Source organism: Nitratireductor aquibiodomus NL21 = JCM 21793, assembly GCF_000615975.1.
Lineage (GTDB): Bacteria > Pseudomonadota > Alphaproteobacteria > Rhizobiales > Rhizobiaceae > Nitratireductor > Nitratireductor aquibiodomus.
Window position 1 is genome coordinate 1 of sequence record NZ_BAMP01000011.1, and the last position, 24,336, is coordinate 24,336.

At 60.5% G+C, this 24,336-nt stretch carries 19 protein-coding genes and 4 pseudogenes; 12 read left to right on the forward strand and 11 right to left on the reverse strand.

Going from position 1 to position 24,336, the window contains the following annotated elements:
- A pseudogene (locus tag JCM21793_RS31695) lies at positions 1-4,199 on the reverse strand (apolipoprotein A-IV repeat region-like domain-containing protein); the annotation flags it as partial.
- Between the two features lie 309 nt (positions 4,200-4,508).
- Between JCM21793_RS31695 and JCM21793_RS04895 the strand changes: the two are divergent.
- Entirely contained in the window at positions 4,509-4,823 is a 315-nt protein-coding gene (locus tag JCM21793_RS04895; protein WP_244439668.1) for an Hpt domain-containing protein, read from the forward strand.
- A 149-nt stretch (positions 4,824-4,972) separates the two neighbouring features.
- Positions 4,973-5,293 carry a 2Fe-2S iron-sulfur cluster-binding protein gene (locus tag JCM21793_RS04900; protein ID WP_025029649.1) on the forward strand — a complete coding sequence of 107 codons (321 nt, stop codon included), beginning with the start codon at positions 4,973-4,975 and terminating at the stop codon, positions 5,291-5,293.
- A gap of 60 nt (positions 5,294-5,353) precedes the next feature.
- On the opposite strand, the gene JCM21793_RS04905 is transcribed toward JCM21793_RS04900, so the two are convergent.
- Positions 5,354-5,968 carry a DUF922 domain-containing Zn-dependent protease gene (locus JCM21793_RS04905; RefSeq protein ID WP_025029650.1) on the reverse strand — a complete coding sequence of 205 codons (615 nt, stop codon included), beginning with the start codon at positions 5,966-5,968 and terminating at the stop codon, positions 5,354-5,356.
- A gap of 152 nt (positions 5,969-6,120) precedes the next feature.
- Here JCM21793_RS04905 and folP point away from each other — a divergent pair, with 152 nt between their 5' ends.
- The 3 genes from folP to folK are packed head-to-tail and all read left to right on the forward strand — an operon-like array spanning position 6,121 to position 7,855.
- The gene (gene folP, locus JCM21793_RS04910) at positions 6,121-6,957 is read left to right on the forward strand and encodes a dihydropteroate synthase (RefSeq protein ID WP_025029651.1); all 837 of its coding nucleotides are present in this window, start codon (positions 6,121-6,123) and stop codon (positions 6,955-6,957) included.
- A gap of 15 nt (positions 6,958-6,972) precedes the next feature.
- A complete protein-coding gene (gene folB, locus JCM21793_RS04915; RefSeq protein WP_007007133.1) occupies positions 6,973-7,332 on the forward strand; it encodes a dihydroneopterin aldolase in 360 nt (119 codons plus the stop codon).
- A 1-nt stretch (position 7,333) separates the two neighbouring features.
- Positions 7,334-7,855, forward strand: coding sequence for a 2-amino-4-hydroxy-6-hydroxymethyldihydropteridine diphosphokinase (folK, locus tag JCM21793_RS04920; RefSeq protein WP_025029652.1), 522 nt, complete (start codon positions 7,334-7,336; stop codon positions 7,853-7,855).
- Positions 7,856-7,918: 63 nt separating this feature from the next.
- Here folK and JCM21793_RS04925 read toward each other — a convergent pair whose 3' ends face one another.
- The 4 genes from JCM21793_RS04925 to JCM21793_RS04940 all read right to left on the reverse strand — a co-directional run bounded on the left by JCM21793_RS04925 (position 7,919) and on the right by JCM21793_RS04940 (position 11,792).
- Entirely contained in the window at positions 7,919-8,464 is a 546-nt protein-coding gene (locus tag JCM21793_RS04925; RefSeq protein ID WP_025029653.1) for a hypothetical protein, read from the reverse strand.
- 197 nt (positions 8,465-8,661) lie between these two features.
- Positions 8,662-9,726, reverse strand: a complete 1,065-nt coding sequence (locus JCM21793_RS04930) for a YcjF family protein (protein WP_025029654.1) — start codon at positions 9,724-9,726, stop codon at positions 8,662-8,664.
- Positions 9,723-11,204, reverse strand: coding sequence for a YcjX family GTP-binding protein (locus tag JCM21793_RS04935; protein ID WP_025029655.1), 1,482 nt, complete (start codon positions 11,202-11,204; stop codon positions 9,723-9,725). Before JCM21793_RS04935 ends, JCM21793_RS04930 begins: the two co-directional genes overlap by 4 nt.
- 81 nt (positions 11,205-11,285) lie before the next feature.
- Entirely contained in the window at positions 11,286-11,792 is a 507-nt protein-coding gene (locus JCM21793_RS04940; RefSeq protein ID WP_025029656.1) for a SixA phosphatase family protein, read from the reverse strand.
- Between the two features lie 264 nt (positions 11,793-12,056).
- Between JCM21793_RS04940 and dksA the strand changes: the two genes are divergently transcribed.
- Positions 12,057-12,473, forward strand: a complete 417-nt coding sequence (gene dksA / locus JCM21793_RS04950; RefSeq protein ID WP_007008015.1) for an RNA polymerase-binding protein DksA — start codon at positions 12,057-12,059, stop codon at positions 12,471-12,473.
- A gap of 113 nt (positions 12,474-12,586) precedes the next feature.
- Here the strand turns inward: dksA and JCM21793_RS28120 are convergent, their stop codons facing one another.
- The gene (locus tag JCM21793_RS28120; protein ID WP_025029657.1) at positions 12,587-13,447 is read right to left on the reverse strand and encodes a flagellar biosynthetic protein FliO; all 861 of its coding nucleotides are present in this window, start codon (positions 13,445-13,447) and stop codon (positions 12,587-12,589) included.
- A gap of 241 nt (positions 13,448-13,688) precedes the next feature.
- Here JCM21793_RS28120 and cckA point away from each other — a divergent pair.
- Positions 13,689-16,270 (forward strand): annotated as a pseudogene (cckA, locus tag JCM21793_RS24235) (cell cycle histidine kinase CckA).
- Between the two features lie 64 nt (positions 16,271-16,334).
- Here cckA and pncB read toward each other — a convergent pair.
- Entirely contained in the window at positions 16,335-17,639 is a 1,305-nt protein-coding gene (gene pncB / locus JCM21793_RS04965) for a nicotinate phosphoribosyltransferase (protein ID WP_025029658.1), read from the reverse strand.
- Between the two features lie 338 nt (positions 17,640-17,977).
- On the opposite strand from pncB, the gene JCM21793_RS04970 reads away from it, so the two are divergent.
- Positions 17,978-18,235, forward strand: a complete 258-nt coding sequence (locus JCM21793_RS04970; protein ID WP_202901401.1) for a hypothetical protein — start codon at positions 17,978-17,980, stop codon at positions 18,233-18,235.
- Positions 18,236-18,278: 43 nt separating this feature from the next.
- Here JCM21793_RS04970 and JCM21793_RS24240 read toward each other — a convergent pair.
- Positions 18,279-19,808, reverse strand: a pseudogene (locus JCM21793_RS24240) (acyl-CoA carboxylase subunit beta).
- A 107-nt stretch (positions 19,809-19,915) separates the two neighbouring features.
- Positions 19,916-20,355 (reverse strand): annotated as a pseudogene (gloA, locus tag JCM21793_RS24245) (lactoylglutathione lyase).
- 226 nt (positions 20,356-20,581) lie between these two features.
- Between gloA and JCM21793_RS04985 the strand changes: the two are divergent.
- Genes JCM21793_RS04985 through JCM21793_RS05000 form a run of 4 tightly spaced genes read left to right on the forward strand, consistent with a single transcriptional unit; the run spans position 20,582 to position 23,356 of the window.
- Positions 20,582-21,178 (forward strand): cold-shock protein, encoded by a 597-nt coding sequence (locus JCM21793_RS04985; protein WP_025029660.1) that lies wholly within the window; start codon positions 20,582-20,584, stop codon positions 21,176-21,178.
- 36 nt (positions 21,179-21,214) lie between these two features.
- The gene (locus JCM21793_RS04990; RefSeq protein WP_025029661.1) at positions 21,215-21,712 is read left to right on the forward strand and encodes a DUF192 domain-containing protein; all 498 of its coding nucleotides are present in this window, start codon (positions 21,215-21,217) and stop codon (positions 21,710-21,712) included.
- Positions 21,713-21,735: 23 nt separating this feature from the next.
- Positions 21,736-22,500 carry an alpha/beta fold hydrolase gene (locus tag JCM21793_RS04995; protein WP_007008024.1) on the forward strand — a complete coding sequence of 255 codons (765 nt, stop codon included), beginning with the start codon at positions 21,736-21,738 and terminating at the stop codon, positions 22,498-22,500.
- Positions 22,487-23,356 carry an alpha/beta fold hydrolase gene (locus JCM21793_RS05000; protein WP_025029662.1) on the forward strand — a complete coding sequence of 290 codons (870 nt, stop codon included), beginning with the start codon at positions 22,487-22,489 and terminating at the stop codon, positions 23,354-23,356. Before JCM21793_RS04995 ends, JCM21793_RS05000 begins: the two co-directional genes overlap by 14 nt.
- A gap of 4 nt (positions 23,357-23,360) precedes the next feature.
- Here JCM21793_RS05000 and JCM21793_RS05005 read toward each other — a convergent pair whose 3' ends face one another.
- Positions 23,361-24,161, reverse strand: a complete 801-nt coding sequence (locus tag JCM21793_RS05005; protein WP_025029663.1) for an enoyl-CoA hydratase/isomerase family protein — start codon at positions 24,159-24,161, stop codon at positions 23,361-23,363.
- Positions 24,162-24,336: the final 175 nt, after the last annotated feature.

Genomic DNA, 24,336 nt, shown 5'->3' on the forward strand with positions numbered 1-24,336 from the left:
CGGCTCGGCTGCGAGACGGCTTTCGCTTTGCTGGTCGAGCCCATGCATCCGGCCGGATTTCGACACGATGTCGGAAAGCTCCTTCAGCGCGTTCACCTGTTCGGTGATGGCGTTGCGCATCGCCGAAGTGGACTGCTTGGCCTCAGCCGGCAGTTCTGCGATGCCGCGCTTCACGTCGCTGCGGGTCTGCTCCAGTTCGTTGCGAATTTCAGCGGCCGTGCGGCGGATTTCATCCGTGGCCCCGCTGAAGCGGCTGGTGGCCGCTTCAACGACTTCGGCAATCGACTGGCGGATGCCGTCGACCGATTGCTGCGTGCGGCCCTCGGCGGAGGTCAGTGTGCGCCCGACAAAATCTTCGAACGCATTCATCGTCCGCTCGATGTGCTCCGATTTTTCGGCCAGGCCGGAGGCGAGGGCTTCGAGCGCCTTCTGGCGGTCTTCGAGATTGCCACTCAAACCGGACTGTGCGCGTTCGAGCAGCTCGGATGCCGTTTCCAGCACTTTGCTGTGATCTTCAAAGCGGCTGGCGATGGCAGAAATCTCACGCAGCGTCCTGTCGGAGAAATCGGCCAGGCGGCCCGAGTTGGCATTGATGAGGCTTGCGGAATTGGAGAAGGTCTCCGCTGCCTTTTCCGCATTTTCGGCGAAGTTCGTGGCAGTGGAGCTGAGCCGCTCATCCACTTCGGAGAGATTCTTCGAGGCGGTGGAGATCAATGCCCCCAGACGCTGACCCGAAACGCCAAGCTTCTGCAGAAGCTCATCGATATGGCCGCTGAGGCTCGACTGCACGTGCTCGAAGGCCGAAAGCGCTTCATTCGTGCGGTTGGTGAGCGCGTTGAGGAGCGCTGCGTTCTCGGACTGCAGACGCTGCGTGGTTTCCGTCGTGATCGCTTCGATGCTTTCGCGCAGTTCTCCGCCACTGGCTGCGAAACGCTCCACGAGCGGCTTTGCCGTCTCGTCCAGAATACGGGACATCTCGGAGGTACGACCGGCGAGGATCGCATTGAGCTCACGGGTCCGCTCTTCCAGGTTTGAGACGGTCTCGTTCGTGCGCTTGCCAATGTGCTCGTCGACCGAAGCGAAGGTCTGGGCGATCGTATCGGCCGTGGAGACAAGGCGCGCCTGCGTTGTCGAGAGCTGCTGGTTGACATGCTGGGCGACCGATTCCGCGCTTTCGCGTAGGCGGGCGTCTGCATCGTTGACGCCGCCGGAAATCGCGCTCGCAATCATGCTGGCGCTGTTCGAGAGGCATTCCTGCAGGCTGGAAAGGGATTCGCCCATGGCGCTGGCGCGTGCGTCCAGCTCGGCCGAAGTCTGATGCGTGCGCGCGATGATGCGCTGATCGAAATCCTCGAAGGTTTTCGACAGATCCTCGGTGCGGGCCGCCAGTTGTTCGGTGGTCTGGTCAACGCGGGTGACGAGCTTGCGGTCGGCCGCGTCGAACGTGTCGGTGATCGCCCTTGTGTGCTGCGACAGCGTTTCAGCGGTCGATTCAAGGCGCGCTGCAATGCGGCCGTCAACTTCGGCAAATGTCTGCGCGAACACGCCTGCACGTTCGGTGAAGCGCGCGGAGGCGTCGTCGAAGGTGCGATCGATGTCCTCAATACGCGCGCCAAGCGTCGACGCGGTCTGTTCGGCACGCGCCGCGATGCGCTGGTCAGCGTCCTCGAAGACCTTGGAAGCTTCCTCGTTCAGCGTCGAGGTTGCCTCGATCACCTTGTCGCGCAGGGCGCCGGCGACCACGATCGCGCTGTTCTCGAGCGTGCTGCGCACATTCTCCACACCAATGGAGAGCGCTTTTTCCATGGTCTGGGTGCGCTCTTCGATGATCCCCGTCTGTTTGGTGAAGATCTCATTGACGCGCAGGGCCTCGTCTTCGATCACGGCATTGAGGGCCGAGCGGTGCTCGTCGATCTTGGCGATGTTGGCGTCGAGCGCCTGACCAAAGCATCCCGTGTCCTGGAAAGCTGCTGAACCTGCTCTCCGATCCCGGCCTCGAAGGTTGCGCGCGCCAGATCGAGCTTCTCCATGTCTTCGGTGAGCGCACCGGAAAGCCGCTGGTGCGTTTCTTCAAAGGCCTGGATCTGACGCTGTGCAGCCTCACTCATTCGCGACTGGGTGGCGTCGATACGCTCAATGCCTTCATCGAAATGCGCGGCCATCTGCGACCAGTTCTGGTCGAGACGCTTGCCGAATTCGCCGGCAGTGTTCTCCAGCATGATGCTGGTCGATGCCACGAGATCGGAGAGCTCGCTGCCGAGCGCAGACTTGCCTGCTTCGACAGCTGCCGAAACCTCGTCCTTGCCCTGTGCGAAGGTGCTGGCGATCTCCCGGGTGCGTTCGACGAGGGTTTCGTTGATGCTGCGCGCCCGCGCTTCCAGGGCCGAGTTGAGCTTCTGTGTGCCTGCGTCGAGCGCTTCGGCGCGGGTGGTGAACTCGGCAATGAGCGCCCGGCCACGTTCGGTGACGGCATTCTCGAGCTGGCCAAGACGGGTGTCGAATTCGCTCGACATGGAGTCGGTCGCCTCACCCAGTGAGGAGAGCAGCGCCGAGCTGCGGGTCTCAAACAGCGTGTTGAGCGAACGGGTCGTCTGGTCGGTACGCTCGGCAAGGGTTGCCATGCGTTCATCGAACAGATTGCCGAGCGTCTGCGCTGCGTCCTGGGTCTCCTTGGTGAGGGTGCCGAGGCGCGAATCGAGAACCTTCGTCAGGGTCTGTTCCGCATCCTGTGTATTCTGGCTGAACGTTGAGATGCGCGAATCAAGGACATTGCCAAGCTTGGTTGCCGCTTCTTGGGCACCATCGGCCAGAGCCGAGACACGCGAATCGAGCAGACCGCCGATCTTTTGCGTCGCCTCGTCGGTCCGCTCCGCCAGCGTCGCCATCCGCGTGTCGAACAGCGTGGCGAGGTTCTGTGTTGCATCCTCCGTGCCCCTGGTCAGGGACGCGATGCGTGTGTCGAGCAGGCTTGCGACAGCGTCACCGGAGGTGGTGATGCGTTCCGAAAGGCTCTGGATGCGGTCGTCGATGCCCTTATGCAGGGTGCCGCCGGTGCCATCGAGCTGCTTCAGCAGCGCCTCACTTGATGCGTTGACGGAGGCTGCAAGCTGCTTGGAAGCCTCGGCGATGGTCGCACGGATGCGCTCGCCGGCAGTGTCCAGCTCGTCCTTCAGGATTTCGTGCGCGCCGGCGATGGATGCGCGTACGCGTTCAGCGTGGCCGACAATGCCTTCACGTTCCGAGCCAAGCCCGTCAACCAGGTGGCGGATGCGCGATTCGTTCTCCGAATAGGCGCGCTCCAGTTCACTCACCTCGGTGTGGACCAAGGATTCGAGCTCGACGGCGCGGGTGAGGGTGCGGTCCATGCCGTCACCCATGGCCTGCACTTCACGGCGCACGGCCTGACCAACGGTCATGATGCGCTCATGGGCGAGGTTTTCAGGCTCGGCAAGACGGAAAGCAGCTTCCGCCATCGATTGCGCGGCAAGTCGCATTTCCTGCGCGCGGCGCACCATGACGGCAAATCCCCAGAACAGGATCACCGGAACGACAATGCCGACGAGCAGTGCAATCGCGTGCGGCGCCGCCAGAAGGGCACCGGTCGAGCGAATCTGCCAGAGCTCGGAGCCGTAAAGCATCTGACCGAGAAGAATGCCGCCGCCGATCCACAGGGCGGAGAGAACTGCGACGAGCCAATAGGCCGTGTTGGGTGCGCGGCGGTCGAATTTGCGCATGACCGCGCTGAAATCACCAGCCCGGTCGTCATTGGCGGGGGCGAATGGCTGGGAAGCGTTGTTCTCGGGCGCCGGGTCGACCGGTGTGAGGTTCTTGCGGTCGACAGGGGCGTCTTCGGTTTTCAAAGGCTTGGAGGCCGTGGCGCCTGCCTTGTCCGGCGCAGCAACGCTGGAAGCCGGAGCGGCCGTATTGGCACCCGGGGCGTTTCCAGCCGTTTCCTTGGCGGACGTCGAGGTGTCTTTCTTCTCGCTCACGGTGACCTTGCCGTCTCCGTTCTGGTCGCGGTTTTCGCGCGCGAGTTCCTCGGCTGCTGCAGAGATCTGCGCTTCCAGATCCTCCATGGAGGCAGCGATATCCAGGTCGCCATTCTCCAGACCGTCTGCAAGCTCCAGATCGAGGGCATCCTCGAGTTCCTTCGCAAAATCGCGCTTGGGTTGATTTTTCTTTGCTACTGTACGCGCCATACCGCCAAACCTCAGCTACTCTCAGCCGGAGCCTCATACGCAAACTTGAGGAACCTCGTACTCCGACACTATGCCCAAAATGAGCCAATCGTATCGTAATGGGACAAGAGCCTGTTGAAAACATGCAATCGGTCCGATGTGTAAAAGTTTAAACATAAGGTTAACGACGTTTTTGGTGAAAGCGTCGCTTTGAAGCGAAGCCGTTAACCCGTTGTCCATCCGGCACTAATAGTGTGTGAAGGGTGCCGTAGAGGAAGCTGGGGACCGATGCGCGGATCAAATCATGCCAAGCTTTTTGAGGAGAGAGATGTGTCTGCTGGCCCGACGCCGGTCGATCTGAAACACCTGTCGCGTCAGACCATGGGCGATCAGGCGCTGGCCCTTGAAGTCCTCGGCATGTTCCGCAGGCATACAGAAGGGCTCGGCGAGCGCATTCGCACTTCGGACCTTCAATCGAGGCGCGAGATGGCGCATGCACTCGTCGGATCGGCACGAGGGGTCGGCGCGATGGAAATTGCCGCCTGTGCTGCTGGTGTCGAAAAAGAACCAGCAGACGAGGAGAGCATAATGTGCCTGGTAAGCCTGATCCACGAAGCCAATGAATTCATTTCTGAATTAAGCTGATGCGATGTCGCATCCCAGCATACGGATTGCCTTTCGTCTCCAAAAACCATAAGTGATGCGCGAAACCCGGGGTGCAACGGGCCTCGCCGAAGTAGCGCGCTCCATCTCCACGCACCCGCATCAAATCCAAAAAACTGCCGAGTATCCGCATGCCGAAGATCACCTATATCGTTCCCGATGGCACGCGCTTTGAGGTGGATGCCGAAAACGGCTCCACGGTCATGGAGAACGCCATTCGCAATGCCGTGCCCGGCATTGAAGCCGAGTGTGGCGGTGCGTGTGCCTGTGCGACCTGCCATGTTTATGTGGAGGAGCGGTGGTCCGATACGGTCGGCCAGCCTGAGGCAATGGAAGAGGACATGCTGGACTTCGCTTACGAGGTTCAGCCCACCTCGCGCCTGTCCTGCCAGATCATCGTGCGTGATGATCTCGATGGTCTGGTGGTGCGCATTCCCGAACGGCAGGCCTGAGCAAAAGAGCCCGTGGCCAACTGGAAGCATCCGATGGCCGCAACTGCGCGGTGAAGCGTTCTAACCGGGGTTCCGTCCCTTTTCGAGCTGTTCCAGCCGGTAATTGAGCAGCCGCATCAGGCGCCATTCGAAGTTGCCGCTTTCGATGCGGTCGAATCTTGCCTGCGCCGCATCGTGTTCTTCGAGATTCTTCTGCGTCACCTGTTCGGCGCGCGCCTGAAGGGCTTCACAGGAAGAGCGCGGTGCAAGATTGCCAATCCCGTTTTCGATGCTGCGCGCGTAGCGTTTGGCAATTCCCAGATGGCTTTCTTCATGGCGCTTGATGTCTTTTGACAGCGTATCCCAGATGAGTGCGGTTTCCGGTCCGGCGCTCCTTCGGTTGCGCCAGCGGGGGAGGAAGACCCGCGCCTTGACCGAAACCCTGACGTTGGCGATGCGGCAGCGCCGGTTTTCTTCCTCGTAGGTTATCCTGGTCTTGAACTCCATCCGTGTCGCGCCGGGGTGTCTCTGCCCGGTGCTCTGCACATGCGGTCCACGCGAGCGGAGCTGTTCTTCAATTTCGCTCAGCGTTTTTCCGCCGATGGAGAAGTAGCTGTAGGTGCGTGAAATGTCGGCGCTCGCGGTGGGAAAGGTACCCAGTGCCAGCAGGGCGAGTGTCAGCGTGATGCGTCTCATGATGTCTCCGATCTTCACCCTGCGACGTCGGTTGCGCGATGACAAGCCCGGCGCTTCCGGTTTCCGAGTCGACCGGTCAAACACATTGCGGTTGATTTTGGCGGCAATGAGCCGCAAAAACGCCTGATTGTGATCCGGAGGCTGAAAGCCTGATGACTTTTCCTGTCTGGAAACTTGCGCATGGGCGCGAGCTCGCGCTCGGCCCCGACGCGATCATCATGGGCATTCTGAACGTTACGCCGGACAGTTTTTCCGATGGCGGTGCCTTTGTCGGCGTCGAGTCCGCGCTCCGTCAGGCAGACAGACTGATCGGCGAGGGGGCACGCATTGTCGATATCGGTGGCGAATCGACCCGTCCTGGCGGTGCGCCGGTATCCGCTGCCGAAGAGCAGGATCGGATTCTGCCTGTGTTCGAGGCGCTCGCGGGGCGCGATGACGTCCTTCTTTCCGTAGATACCTACCGGGCCGAGACGGCACGGCTCGCCGTCGCTGCGGGAGCCCATATCGTCAATGATGTCTGGGGGCTTCAGCGCGAGCCGGGCATTGCAGAGGTCGCATCGCAAAGCGGGGCAGGGCTCGTCATCATGCACACCGGCCGAGAGCGCGAGAAGCTTTCCGACGTGATCGCCGATCAGTTCTCGTTTCTGCGCCGCTCGCTGGAAATCGCCCGCCATGCCGGCGTTCGAGATGAACAGATCTTGCTTGACCCGGGTTTCGGCTTTGCCAAGGACACGCAGGAGAACATCGAGATCATGGCTCGTTTCGAAGAACTGGCCGGCCTTGCATTTCCCCTGCTTGTCGGTACATCGCGAAAGCGCTTCGTGGGTGCGGTCACGGGCCGCGAGAGCGCAGAAGATCGGGATATGGGAACGGCGGCGACCAGTGCGCTGCTGCGAATGAAGGGCGCAGCCGTTTTTCGGGTGCACGATGTCGCAATCAACAGGGATTCGCTGAAGGTAGCAGATGCTATGCTTGCAGCGCAGAGATAGGCCGGTGAGGCGATGATGTATGTAATCCGGATGAAGAACTGCGCTTTCTTCGCGCGTCACGGCGTGCACGACGAAGAAGAGCGCCTTGGCCAGCGCTTCTATGTGGATGCGGTGCTGACCGTGGAGCCTGGCCGTGCGCTTAGCGATGATTCTCTGGAGGGAACGGTCGACTACGGCGCGGCCTTCAAGGTCATTGAAGAGATCGTCGCTGGCAAGCGTCGATTTCTGATTGAGGCTTTGGCGCTGGAAGTGGCGAAGGCACTTGCTGCCCGCTTCCCGCAGATTGCGCGTTCTGAAATCACGATACGCAAGCCCAACGCTCCTGTTCCCGGAGTTCTGGACTATGTCGAGGTTTCCGTGGTCTGGCCGCAGTAGAATGCAGGACGTTTATCTGGGTCTGGGGGGCAATATCGGAGACCCGCGCCGGGCGATGCAGATGGTTTTGGCGGCCCTCGATGCACGGCACGATACGGAGGTTCTCGCCGTCTCGTCGCTCTATCGCACGCCCCCGTGGGGCAAGCTCGATCAGCCCGATTTTCTCAATGCCGTTGCCATGGTGCGCACCAGCCTTGATCCGCATACGCTCCTCGAGCAATGCCTGACGATCGAACGGGCACTCAAGCGCATACGGGCGGAGCGCTGGGGGCCGCGCCCCATCGACGTTGACATCCTGTTTTACGGTGACCGCACCGTGGACGATGCCGGGCTGACGATACCGCATCCGCGCATGGCCGAGCGTGCATTTGTCCTGGCTCCACTGACCGAGATTGCACCGGAGCGGGAGATTGGCGGAAAAAGCGCCAGAGCGCTCCTTGAAACGCTGGATCAGAGCGGTATGGAGCGAATTACGCCCGACGGAATGTGGTGGCGCGTCGATGGAGACAAAAAAAGCGGCTGAAAGCCGCTTTCTTCCCGAAAACCTGACGACATGATCGACATGGCGCCCACAAGGCACCAGCGATTACTGCCGGGCGATGGCTTCGATGCCGCCGGAATCCGTGCGCTTCAACTTCATTCCGATCACCGGAACCATATCGTCGTTCACCTGCACCGAAATAGTGATGTGCATCGTGTTATTGTCGCTAATGCGCGCGCGCATCGCACCGCTGAGCGATGAGCGGTGAAGAGCGAACACCACGTCGTTTCCGATCACCTTGCCGCCGGTGACATCAAGACCCTTGCCGGCCGCGCCATCGAGGAAGGTTCCGATGTAGCCGCCCTTTCCACGTACCACGCTGGCCTTCATGGGCTGCGTGAAGACCCCGACACGACAGCTTCCGTCGAGTGCCATGCCAATCTTCTTGTCGGGTGTGCCACCGTCGAAATTACAGACGAACTTCGTACCCTTGTATTTGCCGGCGACAATTTCGCCGGGACCGGACCAGCTTCCTTCTACGGACTGGAAAAAGCGCCGCTCCTTTTCCGAAGCTTCCGCCGTGCCGGCCAAACCGGAAATCGGGGCTGCTGCAGCGGCCAGAAGAGCGAGCTTGAGCGCGAATTTCAGCATGAGCTAAAGAACCAGATCAGGTTGAAAAAGAAATCTAGCGGGAATCCTGCCGCAGATTGGTTAAGGCTTTGTCTACCATACCGACCTGATTCGGTGCAGCGGCCGAGTGCATCAAACCCGGAACCCCGGTTGCGATAGTTCGCGAGTGTGTCTTTTGAGACTCACCCGATCAGCCGACGACTTCAGAGAAACTGGCGCTATGTTTTCGCGCTATCCTTGCCGGTCTTCTCGCTCGACGCGAAACTCGTGAGTGCTTTCAGAAAGTCGCTGATGCCCGGGCGCTGAACGGCGTTGAACGGGAGGGGACGGGCGGCGTCCATGGCGGCGATACCGATGCGCGCCGTCATCATGCCGTTGACCACACCTTCGCCGAGTTTCGCAGAAAGGCGTGCTGCAAGCCCGTGGCCCACGACCTGCTGAACCAGCGTTTCGCCGGCGGCCATGGAGCCGGTGATGGCAAGATGCGTGAAAATGCTGCGCACAAGGCGCATGAATCCGAGGAATCCGGGCCGCCCGCCATAGAGATCGGCAATGCGGCGTGTCAGCCGCGCAGCCTCAAAGAGCACATAAGCGATGTCGACCAGCGCCCGGGGAGATACCGCGGTCACCACGGACACGCGCTTGGCCGCGTTCAAAACCTGGGTTCGTGCCATGGCGTCGAGGGGCGCGAGCAGTTCCTTCTCGGCAACTGCGAGAAGGTCCGCGCCGTCGATAACATCGTCTTTGAGGCCCTGCAGCGTCGCGCGGCCGGCGGCCGTCTCGGGCTTGCGCGCCAGCAGACCCATGAGGTGATCCACCGTTTTCCTGGCTTCTGCGGTGTTATTGCGAAGGATCGCGTCCGCTGCATCCCGGCGCATCGCCTCGATGGAAGCGAGCCGCATGATGCCGAGTGCTTCACGAACAAGGATTGCCACGAACGCCAGCAGCGCTGTCGCGGCCACGCCGAGCGCCAGCCAGCCCAGCCAGTCGGCGCGGGTGAAGAGGTCACGGATCAACCGGTCGGTCCAGAGACCGATTGCCAGCGAAACGAGGATACCGAAGGCGGTGAAGAAGACGCGGCCCAGTATGGAGCGGCGCCGCGATGGAACCGGCGGAGGGGTGGTGAGAGCCAGATCCGGCTCGGCGAAATAATCGTCGCTTTCGGCGACCACCGCTACTGCCTTGCCCGGGCCAACCACCTGCTGTTTTCGTTTGGCTGCCGGCTTTTCGACCTTTTCGGGTCTCGGCGGATCTATGCGAAACGATGCGGGCGCTCTCTTCATGCGAGTTGGTCTCCGACAAGAAACTGAAGGGCCCGGTCAAGTCTGATATGCGGGAGGGAAAGGGTGAGGCCTTCGGCGGTTCGCTCGAGACGCGGCGGGCGAAACCGCACGAAACGGAGCGGGTTCTCGGGAGCGGAGCCGGCGTTTTCTTCATCCGGTCCCGGTTGCTGAAAGATCAAACCGGGCTTTTCGGGCAGATCGCCTGGAAAAATTGCCGTTTCGGTTTCGCCGTCGAAGGTCTCACCGGCAATGGTTTCGCCCTCCAGCGGTGTTCCGATGATGACGGGCAGTGTCTCCTTGGCCTGTCTTACTGTTCCCTCGCGCGTCGCCCGCACGGCGGCCATGGCGAGAACGTCGACCGCGGCGCCGGAAAAACCGGCCCGCGCGATGGCACGGTCGGCGAGCCGGCGCACGATTGCCTGCAACCGGTCATGGCTTTCGTGGTGGATGTGGTCCGCCTTGGTGGCCGCGACCAGAATCCGGTCGATGCGGTGCGAAAAAAGCCCCGTCAGGAGATTGCCCCGCCCCTGGCGGAAGCATGAGAGGATCTCGGTCAGCGCCCGTTCGAGGTCGGTAACGGCCTCGGCGCCCGCGTTCATGGCCTGCATTGCGTCGATCAGCACGATCTGTCGGTCGAGCCTGGCGATGTGTTCGCGGAAAAATGGACGAACGACATGCGTCTTGTATGCCTCATAGCGCCGCTCCATCATGGCATGCAGCGAGCCGGGCTTGCCCCGGGCGCCGGGCTCCACACCCAGCGGGGCGAAGGTCAATGCCGGGGAACCCTCCAGATCGCCCGGCATCAGGAAGCGGCCGGGTGGCAGCGTCGAAAGCGCCCGGTGATCGGCCTTGCATGCACGCAAATAGGATGAAAATGCCTCGAAAAGCCTGCGGGCGGTCATTTCATCTGCCGGTTCGTTCGGGTCGACCTCATGCGTCAGGGCGCGCCATTCAGCCGAAAGATCGGCGCGGGCAGGAAGGGCTGCCATCTCTAGCGCCTCGTGGCAGAAGGTTTCGTAATCCTTCGAAAGAAGCGGTAGGTCGAGCAGCCATTCTCCAGGGTAATCAACGATATCAAAGGATAGTTTCCCGCGTGACAGGAGACGGTTCCATGCTGATGCGGATTCGAATTCGACCGTCAGGCGCAGCTCGGAGATGGCGCGTGTGGATTCGGGCCAGACACGGCTTTCGACAAGCGCGGCGATGTGATCTTCATACTGGAAGCGGGGGACCGCATCGTCCGGCTGGTGTTCCAGATAGGCCCTGGAAATACGCCCCGAACTCTGCGCGTCGAACAGCGGTAGCCGTCCACCATGCAGAAGATTGTGCACAAAAGCGGTGATGAAAACGGTCTTGCCTGCGCGTGAAAGCCCGGTAACGCCGATCCGAAGTGAGGGCGAAACGAGCCCGGTGGCGCGTCCGGCCAGCGTGTCGAGAGCGATCCGCGCTTCGTCCGTGTATGTGGTCAATGAAGCCAAAAGGCGAAATCCTCAAAAATCGCAAGACCTTGCATATAGGAACCCAAAGCCATGATTGAAGACCGTTGGCGCAGCGTGCCGTCAGAGGTCCGGCTTCAGGAAGGCTTCGAGCCGCCCGCCATTGCGTCTTATGTCCGCCAATGGTCCGGGAAAGCTGATGACTGCAAGACCGCATGTGGGAAAGCCGGAGGCGGTTCCGCGCATTGCCTGTTGATCTCCTGCGGAAGGAAGTTCGAACGCCAGATCCTCCATCATCGGATTGTGCCCCACCAGCAGCAATGTCTCAGCCACCTGCGCTTCCCGCACGGCGTGCAGATAGTCCGTTGCATCGGAATTGTATAATTCCTGGACAAGTTCCGTTTTTGGGGGGCTGTCGAAGAGTGTTGAAGCAACGAATTCAAGTGTTTCGACGGCGCGCCTGGCTGGAGAACACAGGATCAGATCGGGAATGAGGCCGATTGAGCGCATGCGCATTCCAAGCGCCTTTGCATCGGATTGGCCTGACTGGGTAAGGGTTCTGTCGAAATCCGACGTACTAGGTGCCGCCCAGCCGGCCTTTGCGTGGCGAAGCAGGAAAAGGCGGGACATTACCAAAATCCGGGAAAAAACGAAGAAAACGCGCCAAGAAGCTGCTGGTTTGAACCAAAACTGCGCGGATTTTCCGTCATTTTATCCTCCGTGGAATCCCTTGATCTCCCCGGGGAGTTTATACGCATCCCGCGTTTGGAGTAGGAGATATCCACTATTTCCGCTGCAATTAACAAAAGCGTGAAGCATGCGGCCTTTATGCTTGTGGTTGCGGGGGTGCGTGAATATATAGGCGCGGGCGTCAAAACATCTCAGGGTGACTCGATGAATGAGCTCAGAAATGCCGAATACGTGCCCACCGAGGACGAACCCTTCATGAATGAGCGCCAACGCTCATATTTCCGTGCGAAATTGCTGCGTTGGAAAAGCGACATTCTCAAAGAAGCGCGTGAGACCCTCGAGGTACTGCAACAAGAAAGTGCAAATCACCCGGACCTCGCTGACCGTGCGTCGTCCGAAACGGATCGCGCAATCGAACTGCGAGCGCGGGACCGCCAGCGCAAGCTAATTTCCAAGATCGATGCCGCCCTGCAGCGCATCGAGGAGGGGACCTACGGTTATTGTGAAGAAACGGGTGAGCCGATTTCACTGAAGCGGCTTGATGCACGCCCGATTGCGACCTTGTCGATCGAGGCACAGGAACGTCATGAACGCCGCGAGAAAGTCTATCGCGACGATTGATACTCTACTTTAAGCAGGCTTTGACCCGGGCTTGTCTTGTTTTGTGCGCGCCACCCCTCTGGGCTGGCGCTTTTTTCTTGTCCACCGTCTGGTGAGAGCCTTGAACCGGGTCGTCAGTGTTTCTGTTCTGAAAGCTCTTCAAGCAGGCGGCTCATCTCATCTTCGAGCGTGTGTTCGCCGGCCTGATTCTGTGTGGCGGATTGCTCTGCGTGTGAGACTTCAAAATCAACGGCAGGCGCCTCGTCTGTGTGTCGCGAACCGGCGTCGGGTTCTGGTGGCCGGTGTTCCCCGGCGTCTTCGATATTCGGCTCACGTTTCGGGGCAGCCGGCGTCACGGCGGCAAGCGAACCGATCGATGCCGCTGTAACGGCGCGCCGCGGAGCGGGCGCCGACACGGGGTCTCGCATTGGCTGTGGGGCTTCTGTCACTGCTTCTGCCGGATAACGGCGGGGCGCCGGCGCCGGAGCGGGTGTCGGCCGACTGGCTATCTGGATCGTCGGTTCCGGTGCTGACGGGCGGCGTTCGGGCTCGGGCTCAGGCATTTCCGGTTCCGGCGAAGAGGGGGCGGTGCGGGGCGCTTCTCTCTCCATATCCGGTTCCTGCATGCCGGAGGCTCGTGGTTCGACTGGCGCAGCTGGTTCTTCGACTTGGTGCGTCGCAGGCTCGGCAGTCGTGGCACGGGGCCCGATATTGGTTTCGATCACGAGATCGCCTGGTCCGCCGATCAGGATGAGGTGTTCCACATCATCGCGGCGCACCAGTATGAGACGTCTGTGGTTGTCCACGGGGGTGGCGTCCGTCACAGCCAGTCGCGGCTGCCTGCCACGCGCGCCGGAGATAAAGGTCCCGGCGGTAAACCGGCGGTTTACCCGGAGAAACACCAGAAGGACGACGGCGACGGCTATGAGAATGATCGTCCAGAAGGCCGCGGTCGCGTAAGCCTCTCCAAAAAATCCCACGAGCCAGTCGCGCATTCGTCTACTCCACTTTCAATTAGATCAGCCAAACTATGCGTCTCGCAGGGACGCGGCAACCCGCGGGTGCGCCGAGGGGGCCTGACTGCATGGTTTTCAGCAGCAAAATTCGCGCAAAGAAAGGCGATTTGCGTTTCGATTACATGTGTACGCTTGCAGATGCCGGGAGCCCTGATATATCCCGGAGAGGCCGGGTTCGCGTGGAGCCTGGCAGGAATTGGGCGCGACAGACGGGAAACGCATGGCCAAGCAGACCGGGGGAGAAATCCACGCAGCACCGATTGTCGACCAGAGTGCTCGACCCGGTGCCATCACGCGCCTGATCATATTCATCGTCATACTGACCCTTTCTGCGATTGCGTTCTCGGTTTTCCGCGAACGGCTGGGAGATCCGTTTCTGCTCGGACTTCTCGGCATTCTGGCGATGATCGGCGTGGGGTTTCTGTTCGCGACAGCCATCGGTTTCGTGCAGGTCGCGCCGCGTTCGGCGGGAAGTGAACTCTCCAGGGCCTTTGTCGATTCCATGGAGGAGGGCCTCGTGGTTGCGGACACCAAGGGCCGCATCCTTTATGCAAACAATGCTTATGCGCAAATGACGGGTGCGACATCGGTGGCCGATGTGAAGACCGTCGACGGGCTTCTGTCAGACAACCCGGAAGCCGGACCGGTGGTGGAGAAGCTTTCGGCGGGGCTGCGCGACGGGCGCGCAGGTGACGGAGAGTTCCGGCTGTCGCGCTCCATCCGTCCCGGTGGTGCGCTCGGCGCACGCTGGTACAGAACCTGGGCGCGCATTTTCAAGCTGCCGGGTTATCGTCAGCCGGTGTCCGCGTGGCAGATTGCCGATATTTCGGAAGAACGCGCCGAGCAGGAACGCTTCTTCCTCGATCTTCAAAAGGCGATTGATCATCTGGATCATGCACCGGCGGGCTTTTTCGCGGCCGATCCCGACGGACGTGTGACCTATATCAACGCAACGCTGGCGGAATGGCTGGGCATTGATCTTGCCAATTTCGTGCCCGGAGCCGTGCGCCTACCACAGATCGTTGCCGGCGATGGCATGGCGCTGATCAACGCGGTGAAGGCCGATCCGGGCACTGCGCGCAACGCGATGATCGATCTCGACCTCTCCACCATGGATGGCGAGGTGCTTCCGGTGCGCTTCATGCACCGCGTGACTGCAAGCCGCGAGGGAACTCCGGGAGCAACCCGCACGATCGTCCTGAACCGCCAGCTGGGTGAGGACGCGTCAGCGGACCTGCGCGCGTCCGAGGTGCGTTTCACCCGCTTTTTCAATTCCACGCCGATGGCGATTGCTTCGGTGGATCATGAAGGGCGGATCCTGCGCACGAATGCTCCGTTCCTTTCTCTGTTTTCGCGTGTGGTCGACAGCGATGCCGTGGAACGGCATATCCGGCTTGATGCCGTCATTCACGAGAACGACCGTGAGGCGTTTGCCGCAGCCCTCGAGAGGGCAAAGCAGCGCCAGGCGGAAATCGCGCCGATCGACACGATGCTGCCCGATGATGCAGAGCGGCATGTGCGCTTCTATGTGAACCCCGTGGTCGACCACGATGGCGGGGAGGGCGCGGAGGAAGCCGCGATCGTCTATGCCGTGGAAACCACCGAGCAGAAGGCGCTCGAGGCGCAGATGGCGCAGAGCCAGAAGATGCAGGCTGTAGGACAGCTTGCCGGCGGCATCGCGCACGATTTCAACAACGTCCTGACGGCCATCATTATGGCCTCTGACCTCCTTCTGACAAACCACCGTCCGTCCGATCCGTCTTTCCCGGACATCATGAATATCAAGCAGAATGCCAATCGCGCGGCGTCGCTGGTGCGTCAGCTCCTGGCGTTCTCGCGCAGGCAGACCCTGCGTCCGGAAGTGCTCAATCTGACGGATGTTCTGGCGGATCTGAGAATGCTGCTTGCGCGCCTGGTCGGAAGTGAGATCACACTCTCCATCGAGCATGGGCGCGATCTTTGGCCGGTCAAGGCCGATATCGGTCAGTTCGAGCAGGTTGTCGTGAACCTGACGGTCAACGCACGCGATGCAATGCCGGAAGGAGGCAAGCTTGCTGTGCGGACCCGGAACATTTCCGCCGAAGAGTGCGCCCAGTTTCCTTATCGCGAAATGGCAGCGGCCGACTATGTGGCTGTCGAGGTGAGCGACACGGTACGGGCATCGATCCCGAAACCATCAAGAAGATATTCGAGCCATTCTTCACCACCAAGGAAGTGGGCAAGGGAACCGGGCTTGGTCTGTCCATGGTGTATGGCATCGTCAAGCAGACGGGTGGCTTCATCTTCTGCGATTCCGAGCTGGGCGAGGGCACCACATTCCGCATATTCCTGCCGCGTCATGTTCCGAGCGAAGCGGAGAAATCTGCCGATGAAGCCGCCGCGCGGGGGAATGACGCTGCGAAGGCGAAAGAAGAGAATCGAGACCTTTCAGGCTCTGCACGCGTGCTCCTCGTAGAAGATGAGGATGCGGTCCGGATGGGCAGTGTGCGCGCACTCTCCTCACGGGGGTATGAAGTGCATGAGGCCAGCTCCGGCGTCGAGGCGCTCGAGATATTCAACGAGCTGGATGGCAAGGTCGACATTGTCGTGTCTGATGTCGTGATGCCGGAAATGGACGGTCCGACACTGCTTGGCGAGCTGCGCAAGGCGCAGCCCGACATCAAGTTCATCTTTGTGTCCGGTTATGCAGAGGATGCCTTTGCAAAGAACCTACCGGAGGATGCACAGTTCGGCTTTCTGCCGAAGCCATTCTCGCTAAAGCAGCTTGCAACCGTTGTGAAGGAAATGCTGGAAGAAGCCTGATCGTTTCAGGCTTATCGCCATTTGCAAAAGACCGCGCCGATACGGTGCCCATAAAGCTGGACTGTCAGACTGAAACGGTGCGGCGAACGCGGTTTTGCGTTCCAAACAGTTTTATGTAGCGCTCGATTTCGGCTGGGTCGCCTGTTGCCTTTTCCGGGTTGTCGGAGAGTTTGACCGCCGGTTGGCCATTTGCGCTGCTCACCTTGCAGACGACCGAGATCGCCTTCAGACCATTCACTTCCGTTGGCGCGCAGTTCTCGAAATCATTGGTAAGGTTGGTACCCCAGCCAAAGGCCATGCGCACCTTTCCCTCGAAATGGCGGTAGGCCGCTTCGATCGTGTCTACATCGAGGCCGTCGGAAAAGATCAGCAGCTTGTCACGCGGATCTTTGCCGTGCTTGCGCCAGAACCCCATGATGCGTTCCCCGCCTTCGATTGGAGGTGCGCTGTCGGGGCGGAAGCCCGTCCAGTCCGCGACCCATGGCGGGGCGTCACGCAGGAAGGACTCCGTGCCGAATGCATCGGGAAGCACGATCAGCAGGTTGCCGCCGTAGTAGCTCTGCCAGTCTTCGAGAACGCGATAGGGAGCTTCGAGAAGCTCCTCGTCAGTTCCGGCCAGCGCTGCCAGCACCATCGGCAGCTCGTGAGCGTTCGTGCCAAGTGCTTCCAGGTCCGTATCCATGGCGAGAAGCACGTTGGAGGTGCCGGTAAAGGAGTCGCCGATGCCTTCTTTAAGCGCTTCCACGCACCAGCGCTGCCAGAGGAAAGAATGTCGCCGTCTGGTGCCAAAATCGGAAATCCTGATGTCCGGCAGCTTCTTCAGGCGTTCGACCTTGGTCCAGACCTTGGCCTTGGCGCGGGCATAGAGGACATCGAGCGCGAAGGGGCCGAGCGAGCGCATGGCAGCGCGCGATCGCAGCTCGTTGATGATCGCAAGGGCGGGAATCTCCCACATGGTGGTTTCCATCCACTTGCCATGGAAGTTGAGTTCGTATTGGCCGCCACGGCGGGTGAGCTCATATTCGGGTAACCGGAAATCCGCGAGCCAGTTGAGGAACTCCGGCTGGAAAATCTGCTTGCGTCCATAAAACGTATTACCGGCGAGCCAGATCATTTCCTTTTTGGTGAAGCGGATCGCACGGGCGTGATCCAGTTGCTCGCGCAGTTCCCCCTCATCGATCTCGTCGGCCAGCAGGACTGACTTGTTGCGGTTTATGAGAGAGAAGGTCGCGTCGACATTCGGATACAGTCCCCAGATCATCTGCAGCATCAGGAGCTTGTAGAAGTCCGTGTCCAGCAGGCTGCGGCAGATGGGGTCGAGCTTCCAGGCGTGATTAAAGACGCGGCGCGCGATATCGGTTTTCGGCATGATGTGCGTTTCCTGCGAGTGTAGTCCACCGGTTCGCGGCGTTCGTCCGGCAGACCACACCGGCGGGCCGCGATTGTCAACGACCGCCAGCGTCAAACCTTGCTATGCAAGGGGAAACGCACATCGAAATTGCCGCCTTCATCAGGCGCTAAACCTGGCTTTCGCCAGCTTTGAGACAATTGCGCGGCGGATGGTTAAAGCTTCGTTAACAGATGGGGCGGACACTGACTGTCGGGAGGAGTCTCGAGGAGATGAGTATGATCTACTCTGGCTTTTCCCAACGGCGTCTGGCTTTAAGTGGGGCTCTTCTTTTGGGCGCATTTGCGCCTTCATGGACAATGGCTGTTGCGCATGAGGCAAAGAGCGGCTGGCGCTATCCCTATGCCTGCTGCTCCGATCGCGACTGCCGGGAGGTCTCGAACGCCGCCGTCACGGAGGGACCCGAGGGATATGTCATCAGGATAACTGGTGAAGTGTTGCCGTATACGGACAAACGTGTGCGCAACTCGCCCGATGGCGTGTTCCACTGGTGCTCCGTGGCCGGAAAGATGGATGGCCGCACCATCTGCCTGTTTGTGCCGCCACGCAGCTTCTGACGCGGTGGAAGACAGGCCGTGAGGCGCAGCGCAAGGTGCTGTGTCAGAGCGGGATGTTGTCGTGTTTCTTCCAGGGGTTCTGGAGGTCCTTGTTGCGCAGCATGCGCAGGGCACGGGCAATGCGCGTCCGTGTCGAGTGCGGCATGATAACCTCGTCTACATATCCTCGCTCGGCCGCCACGAAGGGCGAGAGGAAGCGGTCCTCATACATTTTCGTGTGGGCGGCGATCTTGTCCGGATCGTCAATGTCTTTGCGGAAGATGATTTCCACCGCACCCTTGGCACCCATCACCGCGATCTGGGCGGAAGGCCAGGCGTAATTGATGTCACCGCGCAGATGTTTGGAGGCCATGACGTCGTAGGCCCCGCCAAATGCCTTGCGTGTGATGAGAGTGATCTTGGGAACGGTTGCCTCCGCGTAGGCAAAGAGCAGCTTTGCGCCATGCTTGATCAGCCCGCCATACTCCTGCGCGGTGCCCGGCAGGAATCCGGGAACATCCACATAGGTGACAAGCGGAATGTTGAAGCAATCGCAGAAGCGTACGAAGCGGGCGGCCTTTCGGGACGCGTCCGAATCCAGAACGCCCGCCAGCACCATCGGTTGATTGGCGACGAAACCCACCGTGCGGCCCTCCACGCGGCCGAACCCGGTCACGATGTTTTTGGCGAAGGACGTCTGAATCTCGAAAAAATCCGCTTCGTCGCAGGTTTTCAGGATTAGCTCACGGATGTCGTAGGGTTTGTTGGCATTGTCTGGGACCAGCCGGTCGAGAGAGTAATCGGGGTCCGAGACGGGCTGGAAACACTCCACTTCGGGGAGATCAGCCGTGTTCGACGTTGGCAGGAAATCGATCAGGCGGCGCATCTGCAGGAGCGCTTCCACATCGTTGTCGTAGGCGCATCGGCGATGGAGGATTTGACGGTGTGGACGGAGCTCCGCCGAGTTGTTCGGCCGTCACTGTTTCGTTGGTAACGGTCTTGACCACATCCGGCCCGGTGACGAACATGTAGGAGGTGTCGCGCACCATGAAGATAAAATCGGTCATCGCCGGGGAGTAGACGTCACCGCCCGCGCAGGGGCCCATGATGACGGAAATCTGCGGGATGACTCCGGAGGCGAGGACGTTGCGCTGGAATATCTCGGCGTAGCACCGAGTGCCGCCACGCCCTCCTGAATGCGCGCGCCGCCCGCATCGTAGAAGCCGATGATGGGCGCGCGGTTCTTCAGCGCCATCTCCTGGACCTTGACCACCTTTTCCGCGTGCGCTTCGGAAAGGGAGCCGCCGAAGACGGTGAAATCCTTGGCAAAAACGAAGACGGTGCGCCCGTTGACCGTACCCCATCCCGTCACCACGCCATCGCCGGAAATGCGGGTTTTCTCCATGCCGAAATCGGTGGATCGATGCTCGACGAACATGTCGAACTCTTCGAACGTGCCTTCATCGAGGAACGTCTCAATGCGCTCACGCGCCGTCAGCTTGCCCTTGGCGTGCTGGGCGTCGATACGCCGCTGGCCTCCACCCTCGCGCGCGGCGGCGCGGCGGCGTTCCAGCTCGAGAAGAACCTCTTTCATGCTTGTCTCCCCCAAAGGCAATCAACGGCCCTTCTGCTGTTAGCATGGCGGCAGCGGCAGGAAAATACGCCGTGCGTTCCAGATAACGCACGGCGCATTTGCAGAATTTACCAGCTGCCGGTGTTTTCCATGGAGGCCCAGGGCTCGGCCGGCTCCCGTGCGCCGCCCTTCTGAAGGAGTTCGATCGAGATACCGTCAGGCGAACGAACAAAGGCCATGCGCCCGTCGCGGGGCGGGCGGTTTATGGTGACGCCTGCTTCATCAGCCGGTCGCAAAGCGCGTAGATGTCGTCAACCTCGTAGGCGAGGTGTCCAAAATTGCGGCCCCCGTCATAGTCCTCCGGGTCCCAATTGTATGTGAGCTCGATCAGCGGTGCCTGTTCCTGGCTCGCGCGCGCTTGATCTGCAGGGGCCGAAAGGAAGATCAGGGTGAAACGTCCCTTCTCGTTCTCAGAGCGGCGAACCTCGGTCAGTCCGAGCTTGTTGCAGTAGAATTCGAGCGATTCATCAATGTCTTTTACACGGACCATGGTGTGCAGGTAGCGCATGTTTTCTCTCGCTTGCTGGTTTACGTATACGGTACAGGGTCTCTACACGTTCTATTCGGCAATGTTGCACGTTAACCGGTTGTGCCGTTTTGCCGAAATCCCTCAAATCCGGCTGATTTCACCTGCTGTTGAAAATCAGAAACTGGGTCTTGCTATGCCACAAAGCGCCAATGCTATCTTTGAAACACACAGTGAGTCGGGCGGACTTGAGAAAAGGCTTGATGGGATGGACGACAAGTCCTCGACAACCAAGAGGTACGAGGCTGGCGATAAGGCGCCGAAGACGGATGACGTCGCGGAAACCGGGGAACTGGTAGAGATTTCCGGCGCCATCAAATGGTTCGACGTGGCGAAAGGCTATGGCTTTATCCTCCCGGACAATGAAGAGCATGGCGATGTGCTACTTCACGTAACCTGCCTGCGCAAGGATGGGTTCCAGACGGCACTCGAGGGCGCACGGGTCGTTTGCCTGGCCCAGCAGGGCGAAAAGGGGCTGCAGGCCTTCAAGGTGGTGTCGATCGATCTTTCGACGGCGGTTCACCCGAGTGAGGATCAGGCACCGCGCACCCATGTTACCGTTGTCGCAGAGAGCGGGCTGGAGCGGGCGATTGTTAAATGGTTCAACCGTACCAAGGGGTTTGGGTTCCTGACCAGGGGTGAGGGGACCGAGGACATCTTCGTTCATATGGAAACGCTACGTCGCTACGGTGTGACGGAACTGCGTCCCGGCCAGGTGGTTCTGGTCCGTTTCGGGCGGGGTGACAAAGGCCTTATGGCCGCCGAAGTCTATCCCGATCTTGGCACGTTGAACGCCGCGCACTAATCTTGCGCGGCTCCCGTACCTGAGAGAGTGCCAGCGATGCCGCGCTTTGTGTTTTCCCTGTCTCGCTGTTTCCTGTCTGCTGTCGTCGTCCTGATGGTCGCGGCAGCCGGGGCGCTGGCGCAGGGCTCGGCGATGCGGCTGCCGGTGGATTCTGAACCGCTTGTTGCGATCACATCGTCGGGCGAGGTTCGGTTTGACATCGAGATCGCTGACGAGCCGCATGAACGTCACCGCGGCCTGATGTTCCGCCAGTCCATGCCGGCTGATCGTGGCATGCTCTTCGTCTTTCCGGCGGAGAGCCGGCAGGGCTTCTGGATGCAGAACACGCCACTGGCACTTGACCTGATGTTTGTCGGTGCCGACGGCACGGTGCGGGCGATTGCACCTGGAACACCTTTCTCCACCGCGTCCATATCACCGGATGTGGAATCTCAATTCGTGCTTGAACTGCTGGCGGGAACCGCGCAGAAGATGGGTATCGAGGTCGGTGATCGTCTGCGCCATCCGCGCATCGAGACTGCCGGCGCACAATAGTCAGCAGCGGCGCATATCCAGAGATGCATTCTTTCAAACATGACGGGTTCGAACTTTCCTTTATCGATGAAGGGCAGGGCGATCCAATTCTCCTGATCCACGGTTTCGCTTCCACCCACTATGTGAACTGGGTGGCGCCGGGCTGGGTGAAAACGCTGCGGGATGCGGGTTTTCGGGTGATCGCACTCGACAATCGGGGCCATGGCCGCTCGACCAAAAGCCATGACGAGGCGGTTTACACGCCCCGCAGAATGGCTGGCGATGCGGCGGCGCTGCTTGATCATCTGGACATTCCGAAGGCGCATGTGATGGGTTATTCCATGGGCGCGCGCATTTCCGCTTTTCTCGCCCTTGAACATCCCGCGAAAGTCGCGACGCTGATCCTGGGAGGGCTGGGGCTCGGCATGATCGAGGGTGTTGGCGAATGGGATGAGATCGCTGAGGCCCTGCTGACGGACGACCCCGACACCATCGCCTCGGAGCGTGGTCAGATGTTTCGCAAGTTCGCAGACCAGACGAAGAGCGATCGCAGGGCACTCGCAGCCTGCATCGCGACCTCGCGTGAACTTTTGACCGAGCAGGATGCGGCGAGGATAGCTGTGCCGACGCTGGTGGCGGTGGGAACGCGCGACGATATTGCCGGTTCGCCCGAAGGCCTTGCCGATCTGTTGCCTAATGGCGTTGCGTTTGCCATTGAGAGACGGGATCACATGCTGGCGGTGGGCGACCGGACATTCAAGGCGCGCGCGCTGGCATTTCTGGAGGAGCACCCTCTTGATCGAACGTAAGGCGATTTCATTCGTCGGGGCCGAAGGCAATCGGCTGACCGGTGACATATGGGATGGTGGCGGCCAGCCGGTCGTTTTCCTGCATGGCGGCGGACAGACCCGCCGCGCATGGGATGCAACGGCGCGTGATGTTGCACGGCGCGGCATGCGGGCAATCGCGGTCGACCAGCGCGGCCATGGCGAGAGCGCCTGGGTGGAAAGCGGGCATTACGGCTTTCATCACTATGGCGAGGATGCAGCGGCAATCTTTCGCCAGGTGCACGAGCGCTTTCACACGCGGCCTGCGGCTGTGGGCGCATCGCTTGGCGGTCTTGCCTCTTTGACGGCGGAAATGCGGGCTGGCCCGATGCTGGACGCGCTGGTTCTTGTCGATATCACACCGCGCCTCGACCCTGCCGGGGTGGACCGGATTCAGGGTTTCATGGGCGCGCGGATGGAGGAGGGGTTTGCCTCTCTCGAAGAGGCGGCCGATGCCATTGCTGCGTATCTTCCGCACCGCGCACCGCGCCGCTCCCTCGAAGGTCTTCGCAAGAACCTGTGGCAGGGCGAAGACGGCCGCTATCGCTGGCACTGGGATCCGGCCTTCATCAAGGGCGCGGTAAACATCAATTCCGGCGCGGAAGCGCTGATGCAGGAACTGATTGCAGGCCTGCCGGAACTGCACCTTCCCGTTCTTCTTGTCCGCGGAATGCGGTCGGAGCTGGTGCAGGAATCTCACGCGCGGGAGTTCGTCTCACTCGCTCCGGCTGCATCTTATGTCGATGTTGGCGGTGCGGGGCACATGGTTGTCGGCGACCGGAATGACGTTTTCGCTTCGGAAATCCTGAAGTTTCTGGGCCGCGACCAGGCGGCCTGATCGCTCAGCGCCCCTGGAAGCGGGCGGGCCGGCGTTCTCGAAAAGCCAGGCGCCCCTCCACATAGTCCGCGCTTTCGAAGGTAATGTCGCCCAGATCCTGCGCCTGCGAGACGTCGCCTGCGCGGCAGGACAGAGCGGCTGCGATGGACGCCTTCGAGGCCCGGATTGACAGGGGCGCGTTGGCGGCGAGCATTGTCGCTATCTCCTGTGCCCGGCTGACCAGAACGTCGGTGGGGACAATTTCGAGAAGAAAACCGCACTCCCTGGCGCGTGCTGCGTCGATCCGGGCGCCGGTGAATGTGAGGTAGCGTGCCATCTGCGCACCCGCTGTGGCGACGATGTCTCCCATAGCCTCAACCGGATAGGCGAGGCCGAGCCGGGCAGCGGGAACTGCAAAGAGCGCATCCGGCGTTGAAATCCGCAGATCGCATGCCGCGGCCAGTCCGAAACCACCGCCAAAGCAGACGCCGGAAATGGCGGCAACCGTGGGCAGGCGCGTATTGCGGATGGCGGCAAATGCCTCTGCATTCAGCGCTTCATAGACCCGCGCCGTTTCCGCATCCCGACGTACAGTCTCGAATTCGGAGATGTCAGCCCCTGCGCAAAAATTGTCGCCCGCGCCGCGCATGATCATCACGCGGGCCGTGTCGTCGGCGTCAAGTTTTTCAATCGCGGCAATGAGGTCGCGCCACATTGCCTGCGAGACAGCGTTCATCTTTCCCGGACGCGAGAGGATAATTGTGGCAACACCATCGGTGCAGGAAACGCGGAGGGCTGGCTCACTGGGATGGGCTGGCACTGTCATGCATCAATTTTCCTGTAAGTATGGTCACGGTTTTTTGCGGTTCAACTACAATGGCTTCTGACGTATGTTGCCATGCAAGGCAAGTTTACGCCTTGGAGCGTCGGACCGAAAAGTGGAATCCGGTTTTCGGATTATTCCGATGCTCCATTAAGAGTTTAGATCGCCCTTTGAGCGT

Bases quoted from the DNA above. Each gene is read 5' to 3' on its own strand.
- JCM21793_RS04900 (WP_025029649.1), top strand. From the start codon at position 4,973: ATGCCGAAGATCACCTATATCGTTCCCGATGGCACGCGCTTTGAGGTG.
- JCM21793_RS04905 (WP_025029650.1), bottom strand. From the start codon at position 5,968: ATGAGACGCATCACGCTGACACTCGCCCTGCTGGCACTGGGTACCTTT.
- folP (WP_025029651.1), top strand. From the start codon at position 6,121: ATGACTTTTCCTGTCTGGAAACTTGCGCATGGGCGCGAGCTCGCGCTC.
- folB (WP_007007133.1), top strand. From the start codon at position 6,973: ATGTATGTAATCCGGATGAAGAACTGCGCTTTCTTCGCGCGTCACGGC.
- folK (WP_025029652.1), top strand. From the start codon at position 7,334: ATGCAGGACGTTTATCTGGGTCTGGGGGGCAATATCGGAGACCCGCGC.
- JCM21793_RS04925 (WP_025029653.1), bottom strand. From the start codon at position 8,464: ATGCTGAAATTCGCGCTCAAGCTCGCTCTTCTGGCCGCTGCAGCAGCC.
- JCM21793_RS04930 (WP_025029654.1), bottom strand. From the start codon at position 9,726: ATGAAGAGAGCGCCCGCATCGTTTCGCATAGATCCGCCGAGACCCGAA.
- JCM21793_RS04940 (WP_025029656.1), bottom strand. From the start codon at position 11,792: ATGTCCCGCCTTTTCCTGCTTCGCCACGCAAAGGCCGGCTGGGCGGCA.
- dksA (WP_007008015.1), top strand. From the start codon at position 12,057: ATGAATGAGCTCAGAAATGCCGAATACGTGCCCACCGAGGACGAACCC.
- JCM21793_RS28120 (WP_025029657.1), bottom strand. From the start codon at position 13,447: ATGCGCGACTGGCTCGTGGGATTTTTTGGAGAGGCTTACGCGACCGCG.
- pncB (WP_025029658.1), bottom strand. From the start codon at position 17,639: ATGCCGAAAACCGATATCGCGCGCCGCGTCTTTAATCACGCCTGGAAG.
- JCM21793_RS04970 (WP_202901401.1), top strand. From the start codon at position 17,978: ATGGCTGTTGCGCATGAGGCAAAGAGCGGCTGGCGCTATCCCTATGCC.
- JCM21793_RS04985 (WP_025029660.1), top strand. From the start codon at position 20,582: ATGGACGACAAGTCCTCGACAACCAAGAGGTACGAGGCTGGCGATAAG.
- JCM21793_RS04990 (WP_025029661.1), top strand. From the start codon at position 21,215: ATGCCGCGCTTTGTGTTTTCCCTGTCTCGCTGTTTCCTGTCTGCTGTC.
- JCM21793_RS04995 (WP_007008024.1), top strand. From the start codon at position 21,736: ATGCATTCTTTCAAACATGACGGGTTCGAACTTTCCTTTATCGATGAA.
- JCM21793_RS05005 (WP_025029663.1), bottom strand. From the start codon at position 24,161: ATGACAGTGCCAGCCCATCCCAGTGAGCCAGCCCTCCGCGTTTCCTGC.